Origin of the sequence: Parabacteroides sp. PFB2-10, assembly GCF_029893085.1 — a bacterium.
Classification (GTDB): domain Bacteria; phylum Bacteroidota; class Bacteroidia; order Bacteroidales; family Tannerellaceae; genus QVMG01.
The window spans coordinates 48,710-73,136 of sequence record NZ_JARXWI010000001.1; the positions used below are offsets into that span (position 1 = coordinate 48,710).

General features: G+C 49.6%; 17 protein-coding genes. 9 read left to right on the forward strand and 8 right to left on the reverse strand.

Going from position 1 to position 24,427, the window contains the following annotated elements; genetic code table 11:
* Positions 1-4: 4 nt before the first annotated feature.
* A complete protein-coding gene (locus M2137_RS00230; RefSeq protein WP_280764465.1) occupies positions 5-967 on the forward strand; it encodes a calcium/sodium antiporter in 963 nt (320 codons plus the stop codon).
* 109 nt (positions 968-1,076) lie between these two features.
* On the opposite strand, the gene M2137_RS00235 is transcribed toward M2137_RS00230, so the two are convergent.
* The 6 genes from M2137_RS00235 to M2137_RS00260 all read right to left on the reverse strand — a co-directional run bounded on the left by M2137_RS00235 (position 1,077) and on the right by M2137_RS00260 (position 8,440).
* Positions 1,077-3,332, reverse strand: a complete 2,256-nt coding sequence (locus tag M2137_RS00235; protein ID WP_280764466.1) for a RelA/SpoT family protein — start codon at positions 3,330-3,332, stop codon at positions 1,077-1,079.
* Between the two features lie 172 nt (positions 3,333-3,504).
* Positions 3,505-4,317, reverse strand: coding sequence for a glucosamine-6-phosphate deaminase (gene nagB, locus M2137_RS00240; protein ID WP_280764467.1), 813 nt, complete (start codon positions 4,315-4,317; stop codon positions 3,505-3,507).
* Positions 4,318-4,407: 90 nt separating this feature from the next.
* The gene (locus M2137_RS00245) at positions 4,408-5,595 is read right to left on the reverse strand and encodes an FprA family A-type flavoprotein (protein WP_280764468.1); all 1,188 of its coding nucleotides are present in this window, start codon (positions 5,593-5,595) and stop codon (positions 4,408-4,410) included.
* Positions 5,596-5,612: 17 nt separating this feature from the next.
* A complete protein-coding gene (gene lgt / locus M2137_RS00250) occupies positions 5,613-6,479 on the reverse strand; it encodes a prolipoprotein diacylglyceryl transferase (RefSeq protein ID WP_280764755.1) in 867 nt (288 codons plus the stop codon).
* 20 nt (positions 6,480-6,499) lie between these two features.
* Positions 6,500-7,390 (reverse strand): prolipoprotein diacylglyceryl transferase, encoded by an 891-nt coding sequence (gene lgt, locus M2137_RS00255; RefSeq protein WP_280764469.1) that lies wholly within the window; start codon positions 7,388-7,390, stop codon positions 6,500-6,502.
* 153 nt (positions 7,391-7,543) lie between these two features.
* Positions 7,544-8,440 carry a diaminopimelate dehydrogenase gene (locus M2137_RS00260; protein ID WP_280764470.1) on the reverse strand — a complete coding sequence of 299 codons (897 nt, stop codon included), beginning with the start codon at positions 8,438-8,440 and terminating at the stop codon, positions 7,544-7,546.
* A 259-nt stretch (positions 8,441-8,699) separates the two neighbouring features.
* Between M2137_RS00260 and M2137_RS00265 the strand changes: the two genes are divergently transcribed.
* The 8 genes from M2137_RS00265 (at position 8,700) to M2137_RS00300 (ending at position 21,630) form a co-directional block, all read left to right on the forward strand.
* On the forward strand, positions 8,700-9,590 hold the full coding sequence (locus M2137_RS00265; RefSeq protein ID WP_280764471.1) for a CPBP family intramembrane metalloprotease: 891 nt from the start codon (positions 8,700-8,702) through the stop codon (positions 9,588-9,590).
* Positions 9,591-9,657: 67 nt separating this feature from the next.
* Positions 9,658-11,421 carry an AraC family transcriptional regulator gene (locus M2137_RS00270; RefSeq protein WP_280764472.1) on the forward strand — a complete coding sequence of 588 codons (1,764 nt, stop codon included), beginning with the start codon at positions 9,658-9,660 and terminating at the stop codon, positions 11,419-11,421.
* Positions 11,422-11,537: 116 nt separating this feature from the next.
* Positions 11,538-14,651: a SusC/RagA family TonB-linked outer membrane protein gene (locus M2137_RS00275; protein ID WP_280764473.1), complete on the forward strand. Its 3,114-nt coding sequence runs from the start codon at positions 11,538-11,540 to the stop codon at positions 14,649-14,651.
* Positions 14,652-14,669: 18 nt separating this feature from the next.
* Positions 14,670-16,106: a RagB/SusD family nutrient uptake outer membrane protein gene (locus tag M2137_RS00280; protein ID WP_280764474.1), complete on the forward strand. Its 1,437-nt coding sequence runs from the start codon at positions 14,670-14,672 to the stop codon at positions 16,104-16,106.
* A gap of 22 nt (positions 16,107-16,128) precedes the next feature.
* Positions 16,129-16,833, forward strand: coding sequence for a DUF4843 domain-containing protein (locus M2137_RS00285; protein ID WP_280764475.1), 705 nt, complete (start codon positions 16,129-16,131; stop codon positions 16,831-16,833).
* 33 nt (positions 16,834-16,866) lie between these two features.
* The gene (locus tag M2137_RS00290; RefSeq protein WP_280764476.1) at positions 16,867-18,453 is read left to right on the forward strand and encodes a PKD-like family lipoprotein; all 1,587 of its coding nucleotides are present in this window, start codon (positions 16,867-16,869) and stop codon (positions 18,451-18,453) included.
* Between the two features lie 8 nt (positions 18,454-18,461).
* A complete protein-coding gene (locus tag M2137_RS00295; RefSeq protein ID WP_280764477.1) occupies positions 18,462-19,640 on the forward strand; it encodes a TlpA disulfide reductase family protein in 1,179 nt (392 codons plus the stop codon).
* 34 nt (positions 19,641-19,674) lie between these two features.
* Positions 19,675-21,630, forward strand: a complete 1,956-nt coding sequence (locus tag M2137_RS00300; RefSeq protein ID WP_280764478.1) for a cytochrome c biogenesis protein CcdA — start codon at positions 19,675-19,677, stop codon at positions 21,628-21,630.
* A 204-nt stretch (positions 21,631-21,834) separates the two neighbouring features.
* Here M2137_RS00300 and M2137_RS00305 read toward each other — a convergent pair whose 3' ends face one another.
* A complete protein-coding gene (locus tag M2137_RS00305; protein ID WP_280764479.1) occupies positions 21,835-22,884 on the reverse strand; it encodes an endonuclease/exonuclease/phosphatase family protein in 1,050 nt (349 codons plus the stop codon).
* A gap of 8 nt (positions 22,885-22,892) precedes the next feature.
* Positions 22,893-24,392 (reverse strand): hypothetical protein, encoded by a 1,500-nt coding sequence (locus M2137_RS00310; protein ID WP_280764480.1) that lies wholly within the window; start codon positions 24,390-24,392, stop codon positions 22,893-22,895.
* Positions 24,393-24,427: the final 35 nt, after the last annotated feature.

The following is a 24,427-nucleotide window of genomic DNA, read 5'->3' on the forward strand; positions in this document are numbered from 1 at the left end:
CCATATGAATATTCTATACCTGATTGGAGGATTGGTTCTTATATTGATAGGAGCCAATGCGCTGACCGATGGCGCCTCTTCGATTGCCAAGCGGTTTCATATATCTAATCTGGTGATTGGGCTTACGATCGTAGCCTTCGGCACATCGGCTCCCGAGCTGACCGTGAGTGTCGTCTCCGCCCTGAAAGGCAGCGGCGACCTGGCAGTGGGGAATGTTATCGGTAGTAATATATTCAATTCGCTGATGATCATAGGCTGTACGGCAGCCATTATCCCCATCAGTATTACCAAAAGCACCCTCACACGCGAGATACCTCTCTGCCTGTTGGCGTCCGTAGCCCTTTTCCTTTGCGCGAGCGATATATGGATAAACAAAGAGGCAGCCAATATGATCGACCGCACTGAAGGTATGTTATTGCTTTGTTTCTTCCTGATTTTCCTGGGATACACCTTTGCTATTGCCCGCAAAAAGCCGGAAGGGGAAGAGCGGGTAGAAGAAGCAACGATCAAAGATATGCCCGTTTGGCGATCCGCCCTCTATGTGATTGGCGGCTTAGTCGGGCTTGTTTACGGCGGTCAGTTCTTTGTCGACGGAGCATCGGGCATCGCACGCGGACTGGGCGTAAGCGAATCGATCATCGGTCTTACCTTAGTAGCGGGCGGAACCTCCCTGCCGGAACTGGCTACTTCGGTCGTAGCCGCCTTGAAAAAGAATCCTGAAATGGCCATTGGTAATGTGGTCGGATCCAACCTGTTCAATATCTTTTTTGTCCTGGGGTGCAGCGCTTCCATTACACCGCTATCCATTCAGGGGATCGATAACGTAGACTTTTCCGTACTGATCGGCTCAGCCCTTTTGATGTATCTCTTCGGGTTATTCATCAAAAAAAGAACCATTACCCGCCTCGAAGGCGTGGTGATGATCCTTTGTTATGTGGCCTACACGAGCTATCTTATAATGAAATGATGAATCGAAGATCGGCCTTAGCCAATTATGAATGATGAATTATGAATTGTAGCTCATAATTCATCATTCATAATTGGCTAAGGCCGATCTTCGATTCATCATTTCTTTCTCACTCCGCTACTCTTCCTACGGATTTCACATTCTTATGTTTGGAGAGAGAGACGCACATGCGTTGAATATCTTCCACATCATGTACCTTCATTTTGATGCGTCCCTCGAACATACCGTCTTTGGCTTCGATCAGGATGCGCTGGATGTTCACGCTATATTCCGCAATGGTTTTGGAGATATCCGTCAGGACACCAACGGCATCAATTCCCTTGATTTCCAATGTGGCATCGAAGGATGCCGTCTCGTGGCTGCTCCATTGCGTATTGAGAATACGCTCACCGAAGCTGCTCTTCAGACGCATGGCTATCGGGCACGAGCGTTTATGCACAATCACATTGCCGTCGTCGTTGATAAAGCCCAAGGCATCGTCGCCCGGAATAGGTTTGCAGCAGTCGGCAATCACGTAGTTGCGCACAAACCCCTCCTCCCGCAGAATGTAAGGTTTAGACTTATCATACCGCGGCTTATCGGCAACCGGTTCCGGTTCTTCCTTCGCCTGCTCTTTCTTTGCATTCTTATTTCCGCCTCCAAAGGCCTGCTTCACATACTTGAACAGGAGGTTGTCGCTCTTCTCTTTCAATAGCTTCCGGATATTTTCCGGCAGCACCACATCCTCTTTCTCTACCGCATAGAAAAACTCCTCCTTACGCGGAAAACCAAAATACATGGACAGTTTATCCATATTCGAGGTGTTCGCCTCCATCTCTGCGTGTTTAAAAGCCGCCAATACCTTGCGCTCTCCCTGCCGGGCCGCCTCTTTACGTACTTTCTTCAATACGGCATCGATCCGCGCCCGTGCCCTGGCTGTCGTCACAAAATTCAGCCATTCCGGCTGCGGCTCCTGCGAACGGGAAGTCAATATCTCTACCTGATCCCCGCTTTTGAGCGGATGGCTAAGCGGCACTAAGCGATGATTCACCTTGGCACCTATGCAGTTGTTTCCGATATCGGTATGCAGGGCATAGGCGAAATCGAGGGCGGTTGCCCCCTGGGGTAGGGTTTTCATGTCGCCCTTCGGCGTGAAGACAAATATTTCGGAAGAATAGAGATTCAGTTTGATCGTGTCGAGAAAATCCAGGGCATCCGGATTCGGGCTTTCCAGGATCTCGGTAATCGTCTGCAGCCATTTGTCCAATTCCGTGTCTTCCTCCACCGTGCTTTCTTTGTATTTCCAATGGGCGGCAAATCCTTTTTCGGCAATCTCATCCATACGGCGGCTGCGGATCTGTATCTCCACCCACTCACCATCGGGTCCCATCACGGTTAGGTGGAGTGCCTGGTAACCATTGGCTTTCGAGCGGCTCACCCAGTCGCGGATCCGATCCGGCCGGATGCGGTAGATATCCGTAATGGCCGAGTAGATATCCCAGCATTGGTTCTTCTCATCGATGCCGGGAAGCGGATCGAAAATAATGCGGACAGCGTAGATGTCGTAGATATCATCGAAGCTCACCCCTTTGTTTTGCATCTTATTCCAGATGGAATAGACCGATTTCACCCGGGCTTTCATATCATAATCCAAGCCCATCGCCTTCAGACGGGTATCGACCGGGGCACGAAAATGGTTGAACAGCGTATTACGCGCCTCTTCGGTTGCTTTCAGCTTGTCGCTGATAAATTGATATTCCTGCGGGTGTTCGTATTTGAAGCTGAGGTCTTCCAGTTCGGTTTTGATAGAAAAAAGCCCCAGGCGGTGCGCCAGAGGGGCATAGAGGTAAAGGGTTTCGCCGGCGATCTTGAATTGTTTGTCGGGACGCATCGCACCCAGGGTACGCATATTGTGCAAGCGGTCGGCGATCTTAATCAGGATCACCCGGATATCATCGCTCATGGTCAATAGCAGTTTGCGGAAATTCTCCGCCTGCGCCGAGGCCTGCTCCCCGAAAATTCCTCCGGATATTTTCGTTAATCCATCGACAATCTGTGCGATCTTCGGGCCAAACATATTGGTGATATCGTCAACCGTATACTCGGTATCCTCCACCACATCGTGCAACAGGGCAGAACAAATCGAGGTAGAGCCCAGCCCCATCTCACCGCAGACAATGCGAGCCACCGCCAGCGGGTGCATAATATAGGGCTCACCCGAACGCCGCTTGGCTCCCTGGTGCGCCTGGTTGGCAAAATTAAAAGCCTTGGTGATACGTTCTATCTTCCGCCGATGGTTCGATTGCAGATATTCTTCCAGCAGCTTATCAAACTCAGACTGTACCATCTGCTCATCGGTCATTTTCGCATCTTTTATATCGCTCATAAACAGTTCTCTTGGATTATAACATGCATGATTGCAAATATAGATAAATATTTACGAACGCTTGATACGACCGAACACCTTATTGCTTCCGTTTACGAGGCATGGAGGATAGAATATAAAAAAGGCTGACTATTTCGATATAGTCAGCCCCCTGTTCTGGTATTCCGGTACCTTACACCAACAAGGTGTCGGGATTGAGGTTGTTCTTTTCGATGTCCTTGAAGTAGTTGTAGGTACCGACTTTTATTTCGGCACAGGCTATTTCATCGGCTACGATGATTCCTTTCGGGTGGAGTTGCAGGGCGGTGATGGTCCACATCTGATTGACAGCACCTTCTACGGCTTGCTGCAACGCGCGCGCTTTGTTGTGTCCGTTTACCATGATAAGCACCTCTTTGGCATCCAATACGGTGCCGACTCCAACAGTCAGGGCTGTCTTCGGTACTTTATTCACATCGTTATCGAAGAAACGTGAGTTGGCAATGATTGTATCGGTCGTCAGTGTCTTCACGCGTGTGCGTGAGCTTAGGGAGGATCCCGGTTCGTTGAAAGCGATATGCCCGTCGGGACCAATACCGCCTAAGAACAAGTCTATTCCACCTACTGCTTTCATTTTGGCTTCGTAGGCCGTGCATTCTGCTTCCAGGTCGGCCGCGTTTCCATTCAGGATATGCACATTCTCAGCCGGAATATCGATGTGGCTGAAGAAGTTGTTCCACATAAAAGAATGATAACTCTGCGCATGCTCCTTCGGTAGTCCGATATACTCATCCATATTGAAGGTGATCACATGTTGAAAGGAAACCACTCCCTGTTTGTTCAGTTCAATCAGGTGTTTGTATGCACCCAACGGAGAAGATCCGGTAGGCAAGCCCAGTACGAAAGGTTTTTCTGCGGTCGGATTGGCTTTCTTGATCTTTGAAGCCACATAATTGGCTGCCCAGCGTGACAGCTCGTCGTAATTCGGTTCGATAATTAGTCTCATAGTACTTTTTTAATTATGAATTATGAATTACGAATTATGAATTGACTGGGAAAGCAACCAACTCATAATTCATCATTCATAATTCATCATTCATATTTTTTTCATTCTCATCGCCATTTCTTTCCCTAAGGCCACGCATTTGGCCTGGTCGTCGGGTGACATGCCTTGTTTTTGTTCAACCGGTTCGCCTACGACCTCCCATTTCATCTGCTCGGCAAAGGCGGTCAGACGTTTGACGGCGGCGCCGGCCCAGGAGAACGATCCGAAGTAGCCAAACAGGCGGTTCTTCACTTCGCGCACCTGTATTTTGCTTAATACGGCTTCTACCTCCGGAAAGAGCTGGTTGGAGTAGGTGGGGCTGCCGATCATCACTCCTTTGTATTTGAATACATCTCTTAGTATATAGGAGGCATGGCTTTTGCTTACATCGTGAATCACAATATTCTTCACGCCGCTTTCCGCCAGGGAATGGGCTACTGTTTCCGCCATTTGCTCGGTGTGACCATACATACTGCCGAAGATGATCACTACACCCTCCTCACCTTCATAACGGCTTAATTGATCGTAGATCGCAATGGCTTTGTCTTTGTGTTCGCGCCATACCGGACCATGCAAGGAGCAGATGGTCTGAACGTCAAGACCGGATAGTTTTTGTAATGCTTTCTGTACCGGACTGCCGTATTTCCCCACGATATTGGCATAATAACGTTTCATCTCCTCCCAGTAGTGGTCGGTGTTCATATCCGCGTCGATCACGGCTCCGTCGAGCGTACCGAAGGTGCCGAAGGCATCTGCCGAGAATAATACCTTATCGGTCTGATCGTATGTCATCATCACCTCCGGCCAATGCACCATCGGAGCCATATAGAACGACAAAGTATGCCGTCCCAACGCTAAGGTATCGCCCTCTTTTACTTCGTGTAATCCGTCCGTGATGCCGTGATACCCCGCCAGCATACCGAAGGTTTTACTGTTGCCCACGATCTGTACATCCGGGTATTGGCGGCGCAATAGGCGGATACTCCCCGCATGGTCGGGTTCCATGTGGTTCAATACCAGGTAGTCGAGTGGGCGTCCGTTAAGCGCTTCCTCTATTTTGTGGAAGAAAAGATCGGCATAACACACATCGACCGTATCCATCAACACCGTTTTCTCGTCGACAATCAGATACGAATTATAGGAAACCCCATACGGCAAAGGCCATAAGTTTTCAAATCTGTGTTTTTGCCGGTCGTTTACACCGAGGTAGAAGATGTCTTCCGTTATTTTCTTTAGCATAACAAATTTTTAGTTTTTTAAGTTTTAACGTTATCCTTTTTCTTGTTTTCTGCTCGCCATACGAAATAGATCCCCGCCAGTACAAAGGGGATGCTCAGCAATTGTCCCATATTGAAAAACATACCCTCTTCGAAAGCCTCCTGATTGTTCTTGAGAAATTCGATCAGGATACGCGCTCCAAAGATACAAATAAGAAAGATCCCGAAGATAAAACCCTCCTTCTTCCAGGCCTCTTTCCGGAAGTATAACCACATACAGAGCGCAAAGGTTGCCAGGTAGCAAAGCGCTTCATACAGTTGTGTCGGATGGCTTGGCAGGGTGAATATCGGCTCCGCGCCCTGTTGCCAGTAAGGAATATTCCGAATAAAGCGAAAGCCCCAGGGCAGATCGGTCGGATGGCCGTAGATCTCATGGTTCATCAGGTTGCCTAAACGAATCAAAGCGGCAACCAGTCCGGTCGGAACGACTAATTTATCGAAGGCCCAGAGCATACTTCTATGACTCACCTTGCGCGAATAGAAATAGATGGCAAGAATAATACCCAATGTCCCTCCATGGCTGGCTAATCCCTTAAAGCCAACCAGCTTCCAGACCCCGTCTGTTATTTCGAAAGGCAATATGATTTCTAACGGATGAGCCAGGAAATAAGCCGGCTCGTAAAAAAGGCAATGGCCTAAGCGCGCACCAACTAAGGTGGCAATCATCGTATAAATCAACAGGGAGTCAATCCAGGGACGTGGAAGATCTTCCTTTTTCCACATACGGTCGACAATCATATAACCTGCTGCAAAGCCGATCAGGAAGGCCAGTGTATACCAGCGTAAACTGTACGATCCGATAGTGAGTGCGACGGGATCTGCTGTCCAGGTTATAGCGTTGATCAGTAGAGGTTTCATAAAGAATGTTACTTTTTAGTTTTCACTTCTGTCTCTTTCCCTTTTTTTAAGGCGCGCCACACAAAGAAGATACCCATCAGGACAAACGGAATACTCAACCATTGTCCCATGTTTAGTGTCATATTTTCTTCGAAGGCCTCCTGGTTGTTTTTCAGGAATTCGATAAAGAAGCGGGAAACAAATATGCAGATCATAAATAAGCCGAAGATCAACCCTTCCTTGTGCCAGGCCTTTTTCCGGAAATAGAGCCACATACAAAGGGCGAACGTCAACAGGTAACAGAGCGCCTCGTATAGTTGCGTCGGATGGCTGGGCGCGGTGAAGATCGGCTCTGCCCCCTGCATCCAGGCCGGCAGGTTGTCGATAAACCGGAATCCCCAGGGCAGATCGGTCGGATGGCCGTAGATCTCATGGTTCATCAGGTTACCTAAACGGATCATAGCAGCGACCAGGCCGGTCGGAACGACTAATTTATCGAAGGCCCAGAGCATGCTTTTGTGCGACACCCTCCGGGAATAGAAATAGATTGCGATGATAATACCCAACACCCCGCCATGGCTGGCCAGTCCGCCCTCCCATACCTTTAGGATCTCGATCGGGTTGGCTAAGTAATAGCCCGGCGCATAAAACAAACAATGACCCAGGCGTGAGCCGACAATCGTCCCCACCACCGTATAGATAAGCAAGGAATCGATCCAGGGTTGAGGTAGTTTCTCATTTTTCCACATCCGGGCCACAATCATATACCCTACGGCAAAACCGATGGCGAAAGCCAACCCATACCAGCGAATACCACGCGAGCCAATCGAGAATATTTCAGGACTGGCCGTCCAAGTGATAAAGGACGTTGTCCAATTGATAATGGATAAAGGAGAATTGATAAGGAAAGACTCTATCATACTCTGTTTATTTTATGGTAAATTATACTATATCGTTTTACTTATTAACCTTGTTGAACTCCCTTACGGGGTTATGACTCATCATCGCTTTATGCTCTGCTATGTAACGCTGCTTATCCATCATCAATTGTCAATTATCAATTTAAAAAATGGCTATACCAATTTTTTTATCAGCTCTTCTCTGTCACCGTAAAGCATATCGATCACAGGCAGTTCGATCATCGTATAGGCACCCGGCTGTTGGCGCATGCTGGCGCGCGCTACGGCGATCAGTATCTGAGCGGTCAATGCCGGATTGTTGATCTTCATATCGAATTCGATCAACTGATTTTGTGTCTTGCCCGAAACGCCTTTGCGTGTCAGGTTTACGCCATGTCCCATATCCAACAGATTGTCGACGCAAGGCACCTCGATCACATGGGTCTCATCATGTACGAAATAATCATCCGCTTTGATGGCTGCCGCTACGGCGTCGAAGGCATATCCTTCTTTTACTTCGATATACACCATGCGACGGTGGATGCCTGTTCCGGTCGGGATGGTCATACTCAGCGCCGCCTTTACGCCTTCGATGGCTTTGGTGGCTACCGTATGCCCCATGCTCATGCCCGGGCCGAAGTTGGTATAGGTCACTCCTTTGGGCACCATGGCTTCCAACAGGGCGCGCACCACTGAGTCGCTTCCCGGATCCCATCCGGCGGAGACGACGGCTACGGTGTTGTTTGCTTTCGCTACAGCGTCTAATGAACGGCGCAGGTCAACAATGCCACCATGTATATCATAACTGTCTACAGTATTAATGCCTTTGGCAAGTATCTCTTTCGCAAATGCTTCGACGCTGCGGGTCGGGGTCGCCAATACGGCCACGTCAACCTCTTTCAGATTATCAATATTGTCGGTTACGGTATATTTCTCTAACTCGGCCGGAATATCTGCCGGATTACGACGGATCACACCTGCTACTTCAAAATCGGGAGCCGCTTCAATCGCCTCCAATACATACTTTCCGATGTTGCCATACCCTACGATGGCTGCTCTTACTTTCTTCATCTTAATGATTTTAGTTTGTCTATCAATCGCAAAGGTACAAAAAAAATGGCTCTCCCTTTTTCTTTCTTTTTCGTTTTGACATTTTGATAGCAAAAACGCCATTTTGCTTTACAATATGATACGTTAAAAAATGTTTCTCCCGGGAGTTTTTTTAAATACTCCTACTATTTCGAAAAAAAACTCCTGCGTTTTTGACAAAATGTCAAATCGCTTCCCCTATCTTTGGGGCATTAGGAATGTAAAATAGCTAACTGTATCTATGCCGGTAAAACTACTCAAAGAGGATTCGCTGGGTCAGGCGCATCCGTTTACGCAATTGCTTGTTTTTCTATTTATCACGGTGGTATGTGCATTTGTTTTCTCCCTTTTGGGAACTATTCCGCTCCATATCATAGAAGGATGGGATGCCGACATGACGGATTCGCCCGATATACTTCGTTGGGCGCAACTCATCTCTTCCATCGGACTTTTCTTAGTGCCGGCGTTGCTGTATGCCTGGTTGTCGGGCGACGATGTCAGGGATTTTCTTTTCATCCGGAAATGGCCGAAGATACAGGTCTTTTTCTGGGCCTTAGTTGGCTTGCTCCTGTTGGCTCCGACCATCGGAGTGGCCGAACATTTCAACCGGCAGATGCATCTCCCGGACATACTGGCGCCGGTAGAAGAATGGATGCGCGCGCAGGAGGACGAGGCGCAGCAGCTGACATTGTTGTTACTGGAAGAGAAAGGGCTGGTTTCACTTTTGTTTAATCTCTTAGTCATTGCCGTGGGCGCCGGCATAACGGAAGAATTCTATTTCCGAGGGGCTCTTCAGCGGATCGTTGCGCGATGGGCAAAGAATCCGCATGCGGTGGTTTGGATCACAGCCATCGTTTTCAGCGCGTTTCATCTGCAATTCTACGGCTTTCTGCCGCGTCTGATATTAGGAGCCTATTTCGGTTATCTGTTACTTTGGACAGGAAGCCTCTGGGTACCCGTCTTCGTGCATTTCGCCAACAATGCCATCTCAGTGATCGGCCTATCCAACCAGTCGATCAGCGAAAATCCCTATTTCGCCGCTGATTTACCCACTTTAGCCCTCTTTTTCTACATCCCCGCCGCCCTTCTCGGGCTCTTTCTTTTGTGGAAAATAAGTAAAAAACAATTTTAATTCCTTAACTTTGTCTAAGGGGAATTCCCGCCATTGTTCGATTATTCACTTGAAAGGCGCTGTTTTTATGCGATACTACTACCTGTTTTTTGCACTGTTCTTATGGTGTGCCTTCCCGGCGCATGCGCAGCAAGAGATGCAGGAAATCGCGCAGCAAAAAGCGCTTCTCGAACAAGACCCGGAGAATGTAGAGGTATTAAAAAAGATCTGTTTCCTCTACCTCCACAAGGCCGACTATGACCAGGCTATCTATTATGGGGAGAAGCTGTTTGACATCGGTTATGAACGGCAAGATTATGATAATGCCATTCTCTACGCGCATATCTGTTTGGGGCAGGCCAACCTGATGAAGGGCGATCGTAATGCCTTCAACCACCTGGGACAGGCGCAATCCATTGGAATATCCGCCAAGAATGATTCGGCGCTTTGCTCCATCTACAACGGGCTGGGATTGTATGCCTCCAATATCGATAAGGATTATTATTCCGCTATACATTATTTCTTCCAAGGCATAGAGGCAGCCAAGCGATGTGGATACGAGCGGCTTCATTCGCTCCTGTTGGTGAACCTCTCGGGCATCTATTACCTGAAGAGGGATCCCGCCGGATTGAAATATTCGTTGGAAGCCTACGAACTGGGACATGCGAAGAACGATGTCTATACCATCTATTGCAGCAGCATCGATGCCGCCTATTTGTATTTCCTGATGGAAAACTATGAAAAGGCGCTGCAATACATCAAAGAGGCGGAGTTTATCATGCTGCGCAACGAGTTCTACAACCAGGCAAAGGTCTACGCGCTCTACGGGCAGATACTTACCGCGCAAGGTGATCCTGCTCAGGCGCTTGAATACTTTGAAATGGGTCTGGTCGAAAAAGAGAAAAACCAGATCTCTTCGGTGGTGATCAATCTCAATGGCTATGCACAGGCGTTGAGGTTATTGAACAGAACCTCCGAAGCGATCGATCTGCTTAAGGAAGCGATCGATTTGTCGCGTACCAACCATATGCCCATCTACCGCGACGAGTTATTAAAAGAGTTGTCAGCCTGTTATGAATCCATGGGTATGTATGCCGAAGCATTGGACTACCAGCGCCAGTATCATGTGGAGAGTGATAGCCTGTTCAGTGCCGACAAGGAGCGAATCATCAGCGATCTGCGTGTCAAATATGATATGGAGCGTCATGAAAACCTCGTCCAACAGCAGAAAATGGAATTGCTTCAGCAGGCTAAGCAGGAGCAGTTATTGATCTTTATCCTGATTGTTATTCTGACGGTGGCGCTCTTTTTCTATTACCTCTACCTGCGTAAGAATCGTTTCTATCGCGCCATCGTGGAGCAAAACAAAGAGGCTATCCGGCGGGAGCGCAACCTGGAATCGCAGATACAGGAATTGGAGCAACAGGCCATCGCCGGAGAGAGTGAAAAGAACGGTGAAATGGAGAAATATGCACAATCGTCGCTGACCGAAGAGAAAAAGAACTCCCTCTTTCTGCGCTTAGAGAAACTGATGCAATCCGAGCAGATCTACCGCGACAACTTACTCACCAAAGAAAAGGTGGCCGAGCGATTAGACACCAACCGCACCTATCTGTCGCAGGCTATTAACGAACAAACCAACCAGACCTTTACACAATATATAAACAGGTACCGTATTAATGAGGCGGTGCGCCTGTTGAGTGATCCGGCCAACGACACGCCACTCAAAGCCATCTCGGCCGATCTGGGATTCAACTCCATGACCACCTTCTACAAACTCTTCCAGAACACCGTGGGCATGACCCCGGCGCAATACAAGAACAAGATTCAGGAGATCAGTCGCTGCGACTGATAACTACTATTTTTTTCATATAAGGCAATTGCCGTTTTTGGAAGCCCTTCCCATGCGGCTTTTCGTTATTTATTCCTTTTATTTGGACTCGTTAAATCAATACAAATTTTGAAAATATGATTAGAAATGCTATTTACTATTCAGGCCACAAGGTACGATGCCGTTGGTTTTTGATTGTCTTAGCACTGTTCACCCTGGGTAACCTCGTAACCTATGCGCAGAACACAAGAACAATCAGTGGTATTGTGACCGACGAAAGCGGCGAACCGCTGCCTGGTGCGCATGTGATGCAGAAAAAAGTCAACGCGTCGGAGAGTTTGTTTGCCGTATCGACAGATGCGAACGGGCATTTTCATTTAGTGTTGCCCACTACAGCCAAAGAGATCGAAGTCTCTTTCTTAGGGTTTACTACCCAGGTGGTGACATTGACAGCCAAGAACGAGTATCAAATCCGCCTGTCGGACGCTTCCGAAGTGTTGGATGAGGTGGTCGTAACGGGTGCTTTTACGCGTAAAGCAAACACCTATACGGGGGCTGTTTCTACGGTCAAAAGCGAAGAACTATTGAAGATCGGGAACCAGAACCTGCTTTCCAGCCTGGCGAACCTGGATCCTTCTTTCGTGCAGATCGACAACCTGAGTGCCGGGTCTAACCCCAATGCCATGCCTGACTTCCAGATGCGTGGGCAAACAGGACTGAATGACCTCAAAGGGGAGTATGTTTCCAACCCGAACCAACCGCTATTCATTTTGGATGGCTTTGAAACCAACCTGACAAAGATCATGGACCTCGACATGAATATGGTCGAAAGCATCACCTTGCTCAAGGATGCGACCGCGAAAGCTATCTACGGTTCGAAGGCAGCCAACGGGGTAATCGTGGTGGAAACCAAACGTCCGGAAGCGGGACGCATGAAGGTGACCTACAACGGAAGCCTGAACCTGGAACTGCCCGACCTGAGCAGTTACGACCTCTGTAATGCGGCGGAGAAACTGGAGTTGGAACGCATGGCGGGATTGTATTACAGTGACAACGCGGTGACGCAGATCGCCTATCAGAAAGAATATGAAACCAAACTGCGGGAGGTATTGGCCGGTGTCAATACCGACTGGAAAGCACAACCGGTGCGTACCGGCGTAGGCCAGAAGCATGCACTCTACCTCGAAGGGGGCGACCAGTATATGCTCTATGGTGTTGACCTTTCCTATAACAACATACAGGGGGTAATGAAAGGATCAGACCGTTCGACCTTCGCGGGAGGCGTGACCCTTTCCTACCGGGTGAAGAACTTCCAGTTCCGCAATAAATTATCGATCACCTACAACGAAGCCAACGACTCGCCCTGGGGCAGCTTCTATACCTATACGACGATGAATCCCTACAGCCGTCTGTACGACGAAAAAGGACAGTTGATGCAGAGCTACAGCTATGTGCCCGGCGGAACAAAGACGGCCAATCCGATGTGGAATTCCACGATCAATACCGCCAACCTCTCGAAATACACCGATATCACCAATAATTTCTACGCAGAATGGAACGTCTTGACCAATCTGAAGCTGACGGGACGCCTGGGACTGACGAAGAAAACCACTTCGCAGGACAACTTCAGACCGGCCTCGCATACCGACTTCATCAACTACAGCGCGGAAGATATGTACAAAAAAGGGCGCTATTATAAAGAGAATGGCGACCACTTCAATATGAATGGCGACCTGGGCGTAAGCTATTCCATACAGATGGACAAACATCTTTTGTTCTTCAACGGACAGGTGAACTTCTCCAATTACACCTACAACGCCTCGGCCATGCAGGCGGAAGGTTTCCCAAATGAGAACATGGACCATATCATCTTCGGCGTGCAATACGATACGAAGACGACCAAACCGACCGGATACGAAGGTATTTCGCGTAGCGTGGGTGGTATTGCTTCGGTGAACTACTCCTACGACGACCGCTATCTCTTCGACGGAAACTACCGCCTGACGGGTTCTTCCGAGTTTGGTGCCAACAACCGTTGGGGTTCTTTCTGGTCGTTAGGTGCCGGGTGGAACATCCACAAAGAAAAATTCCTGGAGGACAGCGAATGGCTTAGCCAGTTGAAACTGCGCCTCTCCACCGGATATACCGGTTCGCAGGGCTTCAGTACCTACGAGGCATTGGCTACGGTGAAATACTATGGCAACTACTCCTACAACGGAATGATCGGTTCCTACCTGGTAGGCTTGGCAAATCCTGATCTGCAATGGCAGAAGAAATACGATAACAGTGTGGGTGTCGACTTCGGCTTCCTGAAAGGACGACTCACCGGACGCTTCGACTACTACACGGCAACGACCAAAAGTATGTTGACAGACATCACCGTTCCCCAATCGACCGGATTCAGTACCTATCGCGAGAACATGGGCGAAACGGAAAACAAAGGTTTTGAAGGCTACCTGAATGCCCGCCTTTGGGAAGATAAAAAGACACGCAGCTATGTTAATGTGTTCTCTTCCATCTCACGCAACCGGAACAAAATCACCAAGATATCGAACAGCTTGCGTAAATTCAACGAAGACCAGGACGCCAATAAAGGCAAAGAAGAAAACGATGACAACAAGAGCAATATCACCGCTCCCTCCGTGCGTTATGAAGAGGGTGAGTCGTTGAGTGCTATCTGGGCCGTACGTTCACTGGGAATCGACCCGCAGAACGGGAAAGAGATCTACCTGAAAAAGGACGGAACCGTCACCTACGAATGGGACGCGGACGACCAGGTAGTTTGCGGCGACGCGCAACCGGAGTTCAATGGCAACTTCGGATTCAATGCCGAAATAAACGGATTCGGTTTCGGAGCCACCTTCAATTACCGCTTAGGCGGACAGATTTATAACTCTACCTTGGTGAACAAAGTAGAGAATGCCAGTCCTTACTACAATGTCGACCGCCGGGTATTCACCGACCGCTGGCAGAAAGAGGGCGACGTGGCGCTTTATAAAGCGATCACCGATAAATCGTACACCCGTCCGACCTCCCGCTTTGTGGAAGACTATAACACATTGAACCTCTCCTCTGTCAATGTCTATTATGACTTCCGGAACTGCGCTTTTGTGAAGAATTCTTTCCTGGAACGCCTGAAGGTGACGGCTTATCTGAACGATTTGTTTATCATCTCTTCTGTGAAAACAGAGCGTGGTACTACCTATCCGTTTGCCCGTAGCTTCTCGTTTGCGGTGCAGGCTACATTCTAACCATTAATACGAAACAATATGAAACGAAATATATTATTTATAGGAATCTCGCTCTTTATCGGCGGTCAGCTATTGACCTCTTGCGACGACTGGTTGGATGTGCGTCCTAAGTCGGAGATCCCGACCGACCTGCACTTCGAGCGCGAAAACGGTTTCAAAGACCAGCTCACCGGTGTCTATACCGCCATGAGCCAAACCACCATGTACGGACGTGATATGTCGTTCGGATTGGTATCTGTTTTGTCACAGGATTACGACCTGAAACCCAACAGTATGTATCGCTATGCCGGCGAATACAACTACGAAGAGACAAGCACCAAGGGCTATATCGATATGATGTGGACACGCACGTATAACCAGATTGCCAACCTGAATGTGCTGCTTCAGTACATCGACGAAGTGGATCCGAATATATTCAGCGACGACAACCACGACCTCTACAAAGGGGAAGCCTTGGGATTGCGCGCCTTCCTGCACCTCGATATGCTGCGTCTCTATTCGCCTTCGCCAGCCAGCAACGGCCAGGCCAGCGGAGTGCCATACGTCGATAGCTACGGAAAAGGTATTACCGGGCAGAAAACCGTCACGGAAACCCTCGATCTGATCATTGCCGATCTGTTGAAAGCGGCCGATTTGTTACAGGTAGACCCTTTTCTGTTGGATGAAGACTACAAGGTACGTTATGCCCGCCGGGTCTATTTCAACTATTATGCCGTGATCGGCACGCTGGCACGCGCCTATCTCTACAAAGGCGACCTGGCCAAAGCATTGGAATATGCCAATATCATCATTGAAGAGGGCGAAGAGGATAATAGCAATTTCGGTTGGACACACTATTCTTCGATTGAAGTATCCCAAGAGGAACAATGCAACCGTATATTCAGAGACGAAACGCTTTTCTATCTCAACATCAAAGATCTGGATAACATTGTGAAATATTATTTCACCTCATCGTCGGGCAACAACACGCTGACCCCTTCCGACGACAAAGCCGATCAGATCTTTGAGAAGTCAAGTAAAGGCTATGGTAACGACTACCGCATGCTGAAAGGTTTCTCTTACGATGGCGACGGCAAATACTTTTGGAAATACCACCAGTATGTAGGCGGCGCGTATAACGATGTGATGCCTGTGATCCGTAAGTCGGAATCCTACTACATCGCTGCGGAAGCCTTGAAAGAAAGCAACCCTGCGCGTGCTATCGAGTTATTGAATATCGTGCGTAGCTACCGCAATCTGAAGGACTTTGCCCTCGAAAGCAATCTGACACCCCAGCAGATCCAGGAGGAAATTGGCAAGGAATACCGGAAAGAATTCCTGGGCGAAGCACAGATGTTCTATTATTACAAACGATTGAATGCCCCGCGTATCGAAGGAGCTGCGGTCAATACCAGCGACAATGTATATGTATTGCCGATGCCGGACAATGAGATCGAATTCGGAAATCGCAAATAACCATTTAAAAGAATGTAAGACAATGAAAATAACGAAAATAATCTTCTTATCGTCCCTGTTCGCCTTGTTGTGGACATCCTGCCAGAACGATGGCTTTTATTATCAGGACGAAGCGCGTGTGCGCCTGGAAGGCCCGAAGGAATGGGCGCTCGAAACCGATTCGTTGGCCTTCTCCTTTGCCGCTTATCCCTCCGAGATAACCCGGCAAGAGATGAATATGAGCCTGTTTGTCATGGGATACAACTCGCCCGTTGAGCGGAAAGTAAAACTGCGTGTTGTCTCTGAAAAGAGCACCGCCAAGAGCTCTCAATACGAGATGCCCGCCGAGGTGACCATTCCGGCCAATGCGTATAGCGCTAATTTCACAATTACCCTGTTACGTACCCAGGAGTTGTTGCAGGAAACGGTTCGCCTCTATGTCGAGATAGAACCCTCGGGTGACTTCACCTCCGGCGTGATTGAGCAGGATCATTTCCTGTTGAAATGGAACGATGTGTTGAGCAAACCGCAAAACTGGGATACCGAATTGAAAGAGTTCTTCGGCGCATATAGCCAGACCAAACATCGTTTTATCATCGATACCCTGGCGATTGGCGAATTCAAAGGCATGAGCTGGGCGGAACTAAACAACTATAAGATCCGCATGAAGAACGCGTTGACCGCTTACAACCAGGCCAATCCGGGCAATCCGCTGACCGACGAGAACGGACAGTTGGTGACCTTCTAAATCATCTATTATATCATTCTAAACAGATCAATCATGAAGAGAATAATAAAAAACATACTTATCGCCCTTCTTCTGACGGCAGGACTCTATAGCTGCTATCAGGACGACGGCAATTATATCTACCTCAGCGAGAGCGAGGTGGGTGTGATAGAGATCGATACCGTGGGCGTAGAAAACCGCACCGCCTTTACCTACAACTACTATCCGGGTGACACCATCCGCATGAGTCCGCGTGTCAACTATCCCTATCCGGAGAATCTGACCTATGCCTGGATCGCGCATCCCTATCCTTACAAAGAGATACAAGTGGGCAACAGCATGGTTTTCCCCGCGCCCGATACCCTTTGTCGCACGTTGGATATTGACTGGAAGGTGAATCTGGCGCCGGGCATGTGGGCCTCCTACTTAGTGGTGGAAGACACCGTGCGTGGCCTCCGAAGCACCATGAAGATGCAGGAAATGTATTTCCAAATATTAAAAGCGGGAGCCAAAAACGGTGCTTATATACTTTCGGAATATAACGGGCAGACCGATATCGACTTTTACACCAGCGCTCTTTGCCTGATCTACGGGGGCGATGCCTTTATTCCCCATTACTATAGCAGCTTGAGCGGAGAGACGCTTTCCGGCAAGCCCTCCTTTATCAGCTTCGGGAAAGACTACTACTACGCCTTCACCGAAGAGAATGGTTATCGCCTCAACTTCTCCGGCCTGGAATTGATGGAGACATTCGACAATATGTTCTACTCCCTGCCGACCTATGCGCCGCAGACCATGAAGTATATGAACGAATGTGAGTTCCTGATCAACGATGGCAAACTGCATGTGCTCTATACCGGCAAGGCCAACGACCGCAAATTCTCCGCACCCATCGGGGGCAACTACCGGGCAGCTACTTACCTAAGCGACGAGACACGTGTGAGCTGGGGTGCCGTCACCGGCGCCATCAATGCCGACCAGGTGATATTCGACACTAAGAGCCAGGGCTTCCGTCCCTACTTCCCAACAGCGACAGAGGTCAGCGAGTTTAAAACCACCTCGGCCGATGCCATTATCGACGCCAAACGCCTGCCGGCAGAACCGCTGTTTATCAGTGCCGGAGAAGCCGGAAAGACCTACGCGCTTATCGAAAAGGAAGGGAAGATATACCTTTACATCCTTAAGTTCAGCAACGTGATCGACAATGGCGACCTGAGTGGAAACGGTGCCGGATCGATCATCGACCTGAGCGACTGCCAGGATATCCGGAACGCGAAGTATTTCACTGCTAACTACCACGGCTCCGCCTTCTATTACGCGACCGAAAAGGGTGTCTATTCCTTCTCGCCCAGCTCCGGACAGACCACGGCTACCACCATTTACGAATGCGAAGGAACGGATGAAGTGACCTGCCTGCATGTCTTTTTCGGACAGGGTGGCGGCGGCTTCCCGTCGGCAGGTAATGTGTTGTGGATCGGTGTGTGGAACGAAAACAGCCAGAAGGGTACCCTTGTGGAGTTTGAAGTAGATCCCTATAGCGGCGCGCCCCGTTGGCAGTGGGGAGGTATGTTTGCTCCCGACCATGTCAACCCGTGGATCACCACCGGATTTGGAAAGATAAAATCAATTACAGCTAAATAAACAAAAACATGAATCTAAAAACAATTCTAAGTACAACTCTTTGCAGTCTATTTCTCTTAATAGGCTGCAGCCCGAAGACGGCGACCTCGTACACCATCAGCGGCGAGATTGAAGGACTGCCCGCGGAGGCTGTGATACAATTCACTCCCATAAGTCATGATCTCGAAACGCCTATAGCCGAAGCAGTAGCGGTCAACGGTAAATTCACCCTCAAGGGACAGATGGAAGAGCCTCTGGCAGTAAGACTGAGTGTAAAAGATACCTACGGCTCCCAAATGATGATGTTGGAGAATGCCTCCATAAATATCAACGGGAAGCTAACAGAGAGCAAAGCCTATGATGGCACTGCACAGTATGATTTCTCTGGGTTGAATGTGACAGGATCTCCTCTCACCAAGAAGTATATGGAGCTATACAGCATACGCGGCAAAATGGATGATATTTACAATGCGCATCACGAAACCTATGCGGAGGTGCACGCCAAGCTATCAGCCCTACGTCAGGAGAAAAACGAGGCTGCGTTGGAAGAATTTACAAAAACCGAGGAATACAAGGCGATGGCCGAATCGGAATCAAACTTCTTCCAGACCGTCAGCTCCTCTTATGAGCAGCTTGTGATGGACAATAAAGATACGTTCTGGGGTCCTTTGATGATGATCACCCTCACCTCGTATCTGGGTGAAGAACAAAAGTCTTGGTATGAAGCTTTCTCCGAGGAGGCAAAGCAGTCGTACTACGGACAAAAGGTAAAAGAAGAACTCTATCCCGCCGGACAGGTAGGGTCTGAAGTCGAGGCGTTCACGATTGAGGATGCCACCGGTAAAAAGGTTAGCTTAGACGAACTCTGTCAGGGTAAGAAGTATATCCTCCTGGACTTTTGGGCCTCCTGGTGTAACCCCTGCCGCAAAGAGATTCCGAACCTGAAGAAGTTGTATGCGCAATATGCCGACAAAGGTTTCGAGATTATCAGCATCTCGATCGACAAAAAAGCAGAAGACTGGGAAAAAGCGCTCGAAGAGGAACAGCTGCCATGGCCTAATTTCTTAGACAAAGGCGAGATCGCCGCGCTCTATAAGATAAAATTCGTGCCTACCATGTATCTGATCGATGCCGAAAAGGTCATGGTCGGCGAGAACCTTCGGGGCGAAGAGCTGGCTAACAAACTGGAGAGCCTGTTTCAACCCTAAAATTCCTTCCCTCTCTTAACAACGCGAATTCACTATGAACACAAAACTAATACAACTCTTTTTATTTATTCTCTGGGGGAGTGTCTCCGCTTTTGCTCAAATACAGGATCCTGTTGTTTTCAGCACCAAGTGGAACACCCTCGCCCCCGGGGAGGCGGAAATTGTTTTCACCGGAGAGATCGAACCGGGCTGGCATGTCTATTCAACTGCCCTACCCGACGACGGCCCCACCTCGGCTACGTTTCATATCGAGCAGATCGTAGGTGCCGAACTGGTGGGAGAACTGACTCCCGTCGGCGACGAGCAGGAAATGTATGATAAGATTTTCGAAATGCAACTGCGCTACTTCGAACAAAAAGCCACCTTTGTACAAAAAGTGCGCCTGACCGAAGCGGACTATTACCTGCGAGGCTATATGGAGTATGGCGCCTGCGACGATGAGCGCTGCCTGCCGCCTACCAGCGTTGAGTTTTCCTTTGGCAAAGAGCCCGGCACCGTTTCGGTAGCGATCGCTCCCGAAGGAGGGCGGACACCGGCTCTTGGCAATGCCGACTACTGGAAACCGGTGATCACCGAACTGAACAGTTTCGGCGATCAGACGGCGGAAGCCTCCGATCGTTCCTGGCTCTATATCTTTTTGACCGGACTGGTCGGTGGCCTGTTGGCCTTGTTCACCCCCTGCGTATGGCCGATCATTCCTATGACGGTCAGCTTCTTCCTCAAACGCACGAAGGATAAGAAAAAAGGGATACGCGACGCCTGGACCTATGGCGCCTCTATCGTCGTGATCTACCTGACGTTGGGCATCGCTATCACCCTGATCTTCGGGGCAAGCGCGCTCAATGCGCTCTCGACCAACGCGGTGTTTAATATCCTTTTCTGCCTGATGCTGGTGGTGTTTGCCGCCTCCTTTTTTGGCGCCTTTGAAATCACGCTTCCCGCGAAGTGGACAACGGCTGTCGATAGCAAAGCGGAACAGACCACCGGATTGCTTAGCATCTTCCTGATGGCTTTCACGCTCGCATTAGTCTCCTTCTCCTGCACCGGGCCAATTATTGGTTTTCTCTTAGTAGAGGTCTCTTCCACCGGAAGCATCATCGCACCCGCCATCGGCATGTTGGGATTCGCCATTGCCCTGGCGCTTCCTTTCACCCTGTTTGCCCTCTTCCCCTCCTGGCTCAAATCGATGCCCAAATCGGGCGGATGGATGAATGTGGTGAAGGTCACCTTGGGCTTTCTGGAATTGGCATTCGCCTTGAAGTTCCTGTCGGTAGCCGACCTGGCCTACGGCTGGCGCATCCTCGACCGGGAGGTGTTCTTGGCGCTCTGGATCGTGCTCTTCTTCTTGTTGGGTGCCTATCTGTTGGGGAAGATCAAATTTCCGCACGACGACGACAACACAAAGGTGAGCGTTCCGCGCTTTTTCCTCGCCCTGGCCTCCCTGGCTTTTGCCGTCTATATGATACCGGGTTTGTGGGGAGCACCATTGAAGGCAGTCAGCGCTTTCTCGCCACCGATGAAGACGCAGGATTTCAATCTCTACACCCGCGAGGTGCATGCGCAGTTCGACGACTTTGACGCCGGCATGATGTATGCGCGCAAGCAGGGCAAACCTGTTATGCTCGACTTCACCGGCTATGGCTGTGTGAACTGCCGGAAAATGGAACTGGCGGTGTGGACCGACACCCAGGTAAGCGGATTGATCAACGAAGACTATGTATTGATCACCCTCTTTGTCGACGACAAAACGCCCCTCACGGCACCCCTCACGGTGGAGGAATACGGGAAGCAGCGAACATTGCGTACGATCGGCGATAAATGGAGCTATCTGCAGCGTGCGAAGTTCGGCGCCAATGCCCAACCCTTCTATGTGTTGATCGACAACGATGGCATGCCATTAAACAGCCCCTATGCCTACGATGAAGAGGTATCGCGCTATGTGGAATTCCTGCAAACCGGTTTGAAAAATTACACGAGTTTGAAGGAGTGAAGGAGATGCCTCTTTTTTCAAAATGTTAAAATCGCGTTTGTAAGCAAAACGCCCATTTTGCTTACAATTCCATACGTTAAAAAGTGTTTCTCCCGGGAGTTTGTCTCCAAACTCCCGCTTTTTTGCGCGCAAAGTCCCTCCGAAATTACAAATCGTAAATTCGATGTTTTTGTAAAAACGGACAATTTAATATTTGTTAACTTTTTATTCGGAGATGAATTTCAGATCCAGAAGCAGCGGAAGGTGATCGCTGAAGCCGGCTTCGTATTGGTAGCCATAGAAGCTTCGGAGGGGGCGAACTCCCCGGTGGGTCTGGTCTTCTGTAAAAAGGAAAGAGGGGGCGAAAAGACAGATACTGCCGGGAATAACAGATATTTTATTGCCTGGAGAGAGTAGGTTGCTGCTGACGATGATATGATCCAGCTGGTTCCATTCGCCTTGATACTTGTGGCTTCCGGGATAGCTTAGCCGTTTGGGATCGGCGAAAAGATTATAAAGCGAGAGCGACTCTTCGGAAGGGGAAGAGGTTTTGTCCGGATCGTATGGCATCGCCCGTAACCCTTCGCGCATGCTTTTGTCGGCTGGCGTATCGTTGAAATCACCCATCAGGATGATATGGGCGGAGGATCGCACGCGATATAAGGAGTCGCAAAGGAGTCGCATCTGACGGGTGGCATCCATGCGGTAGCCTTCTGTCTCCTTTCCGCCTCCGGAGCGCGAAGGGAGATGGCAGGCGATGATATCGAGGGTGTCACCGGTGATGACTCTTCCCCAGAGATGCAGAATGTCGCGTGTCGGCTTCTCCCGTCCTTCCCGGTAGGCCACGGGGATGGAACGGTGGCCGATGTGGGCGAATTTGTCGCGTTGATAGAGGAGGGCAACGTTGATTCCGCGAGGGTCGGAGCCGGAGGTTATGACATATTGATAGGCCTGATTGCGCAAGGGGGTACGGGAGAGAAGATGGGTGATGACCGTATCGTTCTCTACTTCGCCTAATCCGATAATTGCCGGTGTGCTCCACTGCCCGGCGGCATGAATCACCCGGGCGATCTGTTGCAGTTTATGATTGTAGCGTTTCGGCGTCCAGCGGCGGTCGCCATCGGGCAGAAACTCATTGTCGTTGGTCAAGGGATCGTCCGTGCTGTCGAACAGGTTTTCCACATTATACCACATGATCCGGAAATCATCGGGTACCTGCGAATAGGCAAGGAATGGTAAAAGTCCTACAAAAATAAGAAGGACAATTCTTTTCATGTGGGGGCTTATTCTGTTTCTTCTTCCTCCAGATGGATATATTCATAGGCTCCAATAGTCGGAGCGAAGGCACCTTCCGTCCGGCTTACGCCATACCGGTCGATGGGGTAACGGGCGGCTACTTCCGGGTCGGCATTTCCGACAGCCGGCACATCGTTCTTTGCGATGCGGAAGTCATACCCGTATTCATTCTCTTTGCCACCGATCTTGAAAAACAATTTGTAGGAAGAGCCGGTTGAGGCGGGGATGGTCAATACATTGGTATAGTTGGGATTCTCTTCCACCGCGGTCTTGATCAGGCAATGGTTGAAATGATACGCGAATGTTTCGTTTTCGTTTATGTCGAAAAAGATTTCGCCTCCCATTTCCGTAAATGTCTTTCCGGCATTGCGATTGCCGTCGATCAGACAGTTGTCGAAGCGGACAGCCAGCGGGGCGGTTTGCTCTTTCGAGAGGTTATTCGACAGGTATAGGGTGAAGGTGGTATCGCGCCGCCCGGCTACCGACATATAGTTAGCCAGGGTGCAATGGATAAAGTCAGCCTTTCCGCCCCGGATGGTCACGAGCGTGTCGCGGGCATTGCTGAGTTCGGTGTTGATCACTTCGATATCGCAGTTGAGCGCTTTCAACAGATTGCCCCCCATGTTGGAGATGCGGGAGTTGGTGATGCTGATTTTCCGTTCATCAGGCGTGGCGGGCAGGCAATCAAGGCCGCTGTTGCCGTTGCGTATGTAGACATAATCGAAGCTGTTGCCGAAGCTCTCCGGCATAAACCGGATGCCACCCCATTGCGCAGGCGAATGGTCGTAGGGCAGGCTGGGGATGATATAGTCGGTTCGATCGCCGCGGATGGTGATCGGAAGCTCCTCGGATCCTTCCGCCAACAGGGTGCCGTGTACGGTGATATTGGCTTTGTCGTGCATATAGAGGGTAGCTCCCTCTTCGATGCGAAGCGTTGCGCCGGGCGCAACGACCAGATCGCCGTAGATCAGGAAGGGGCGGGTGGCGGTGAAGGTGGTATCGGTTGTGATCTCGCCGCCGTTTTTGTAGAGGTAGACATCCTGCCCGTAGGCATGGAGGAGTACGAACTCGTTGTTGCCATTATAACTGAAAAGGACGGAGTCTTGCATGACAAACGGTTGATCCTGGTCGTGCGGACGGATGGTTACCTCCACGAATACATACAGGCTGTCGCCGGCCGGGATATCTATATGTTCGAATTCACTGCCCTTACGGCCATCCACATTGATGCGGAAGCCGCTTCTTTCGGCTCCGGCGAGGCGGATTTGTTCGATGTTAAGCGCTTCTTTGTTGCGGTTATAGATCATGAATTGCCGGGTGGTCGATCCCGTTTCGGTAAAAACGGTATCGAAGGCAAGCGTGTCTACGGAAAAACGGAGCTTCAGGTTGGGGTTGGTAGAATAGTTCTCGTCGAACTCTTCGCAGGCTGGCAGAGCCACCATCAGGAGGAACAATGCCAAAAGACTATAAATCGGAAGTTTCTGCATACTAAAAGAAGCCCCTTTTTGAGGAGGGGCTTCTT

Coding starts and splice junctions, on each gene's coding strand:
- M2137_RS00305 (WP_280764479.1), bottom strand. CDS start 22,884: ATGAAAAGAATTGTCCTTCTTATTTTTGTAGGACTTTTACCATTCCTT.
- M2137_RS00300 (WP_280764478.1), top strand. CDS start 19,675: ATGAACACAAAACTAATACAACTCTTTTTATTTATTCTCTGGGGGAGT.
- M2137_RS00230 (WP_280764465.1), top strand. CDS start 5: ATGAATATTCTATACCTGATTGGAGGATTGGTTCTTATATTGATAGGA.
- M2137_RS00235 (WP_280764466.1), bottom strand. CDS start 3,332: ATGAGCGATATAAAAGATGCGAAAATGACCGATGAGCAGATGGTACAG.
- M2137_RS00245 (WP_280764468.1), bottom strand. CDS start 5,595: ATGCTAAAGAAAATAACGGAAGACATCTTCTACCTCGGTGTAAACGAC.
- M2137_RS00290 (WP_280764476.1), top strand. CDS start 16,867: ATGAAGAGAATAATAAAAAACATACTTATCGCCCTTCTTCTGACGGCA.
- M2137_RS00285 (WP_280764475.1), top strand. CDS start 16,129: ATGAAAATAACGAAAATAATCTTCTTATCGTCCCTGTTCGCCTTGTTG.
- M2137_RS00265 (WP_280764471.1), top strand. CDS start 8,700: ATGCCGGTAAAACTACTCAAAGAGGATTCGCTGGGTCAGGCGCATCCG.
- M2137_RS00275 (WP_280764473.1), top strand. CDS start 11,538: ATGATTAGAAATGCTATTTACTATTCAGGCCACAAGGTACGATGCCGT.
- M2137_RS00260 (WP_280764470.1), bottom strand. CDS start 8,440: ATGAAGAAAGTAAGAGCAGCCATCGTAGGGTATGGCAACATCGGAAAG.
- M2137_RS00270 (WP_280764472.1), top strand. CDS start 9,658: ATGCGATACTACTACCTGTTTTTTGCACTGTTCTTATGGTGTGCCTTC.
- M2137_RS00280 (WP_280764474.1), top strand. CDS start 14,670: ATGAAACGAAATATATTATTTATAGGAATCTCGCTCTTTATCGGCGGT.
- nagB (WP_280764467.1), bottom strand. CDS start 4,317: ATGAGACTAATTATCGAACCGAATTACGACGAGCTGTCACGCTGGGCA.
- M2137_RS00310 (WP_280764480.1), bottom strand. CDS start 24,392: ATGCAGAAACTTCCGATTTATAGTCTTTTGGCATTGTTCCTCCTGATG.
- lgt (WP_280764469.1), bottom strand. CDS start 7,390: ATGATAGAGTCTTTCCTTATCAATTCTCCTTTATCCATTATCAATTGG.
- M2137_RS00295 (WP_280764477.1), top strand. CDS start 18,462: ATGAATCTAAAAACAATTCTAAGTACAACTCTTTGCAGTCTATTTCTC.